Annotated in this window: 2 protein-coding genes; both read left to right on the forward strand. The window is 78.2% G+C overall.

What is annotated here, in order from left to right:
- The coding region (locus tag AE652_RS41695; RefSeq protein WP_049661254.1) for a hypothetical protein at window positions 1–1018 on the forward strand (1018 nt) is incomplete at its 5' end.
- The coding region (locus tag AE652_RS41700; RefSeq protein ID WP_049661257.1) for a hypothetical protein at window positions 1015–1206 on the forward strand (192 nt) is incomplete at its 3' end. The genes AE652_RS41695 and AE652_RS41700, both read left to right, overlap by 4 nt.

Here is a 1206-nt window from a genome sequence, read left to right on the forward strand (position 1 = left end):
CGCCGAGGCGCTGCGGGCGTGGGCGGCCGCCCACCCCTCCGTCGCCGACCGCTCGGACGAGCAGCTGCTCGCCGAGGCCGCCGCCGCCGGACGGGCCGAGCTGGTCGCACCGCCGTACGGGCCGCTGGTGCCGGACAACACCGTCGCCGCGGCGCCCGTCGACCGGTCCGCCGAACACGCCCTGCGGTCCCTGATCGGCGCCGAATCCGCCGAGCTGCGCGAGGAGTTGCTACGGACCGGCCTGCCCGCCCTGGACTCGGGCTGCCGCTTCCTCGGCGCGCACGGCGACACACCGCAGGCGCGGGTGCAGCTGGTGGTGACGGCGCTCGCCGCGCACGCCACCGCGCACCCGGACGGGCTGGTCGGCGCGCACTACTCGGTGCTCTCGCACCTGGAGGACTTCCTGGTCCACGAGGACCCGGACGGCAGCCTGCGGGCCGGCTTCGAGCGCCGCTGGGAGCGCACCGGCCGGGCGGTCACGGCGCTGGTGGGCCGGATCACCGAAGGCGGGGCGCGCGACTGGGAGCGGGACTGGGCGCACTGGTCGGCGAACGCCTGGAGCCTCGCCGAGCGGCGGCTGGCGGCCGGAGCCGACCTCGGCGGCCGCCACGCCGCGTACCGGGAGCGCGCCGAGGCCCTCGGCGACCGGGCCACCGCCGAACGCTGGAACGCCGAACTGCGCACCCGCTACAGCGAGTTCCACCGGCTGCTGCACCGCAGCGACCCCGACGGCGCGATGTGGCACCGCCCGGACTACCTGATCAACCGGACCGGCACCAACGGCCTGTACCGGCTGCTCGCGATCTGCGACGTCCGCCCGCTGGAGCGCTACCTCGCCGCCCACCTGCTGGTGCGCAGCGTGCCCGAGCTGACCGGGCACCGCTGGCAGGCGCTCCTCGGCGCCCCGGAGGCGGCCGGGGCCGGGGCCGGCCAGGCGGGCACGGACGGGACGCGCACCAACGGGACGTACATGGAGGGGGCGGGCATGGACCGGACGCGCTTGGAGGGGGCGGCATGACGGCCGAACCGGAGACCCACCGGCCCCGGCTGCGCCCCGGGGTGGCGGTGACCCCGCTGCGCGAGGGGCTGCACCTGCGCGGCCGCGACACCAGCCTCACCCTGGAGGGCAGCCGGGCGCTCCCGGCGCTGTGGCAGGTGCTTGCCGCCCGGCTCGGTCCGGACGCGGAGGCCGCCGGCGCGGCGGCC

The sequence above is a fragment of the Kitasatospora sp. MY 5-36 genome, assembly GCF_001182915.1.
GTDB lineage: Bacteria > Actinomycetota > Actinomycetes > Streptomycetales > Streptomycetaceae > Kitasatospora.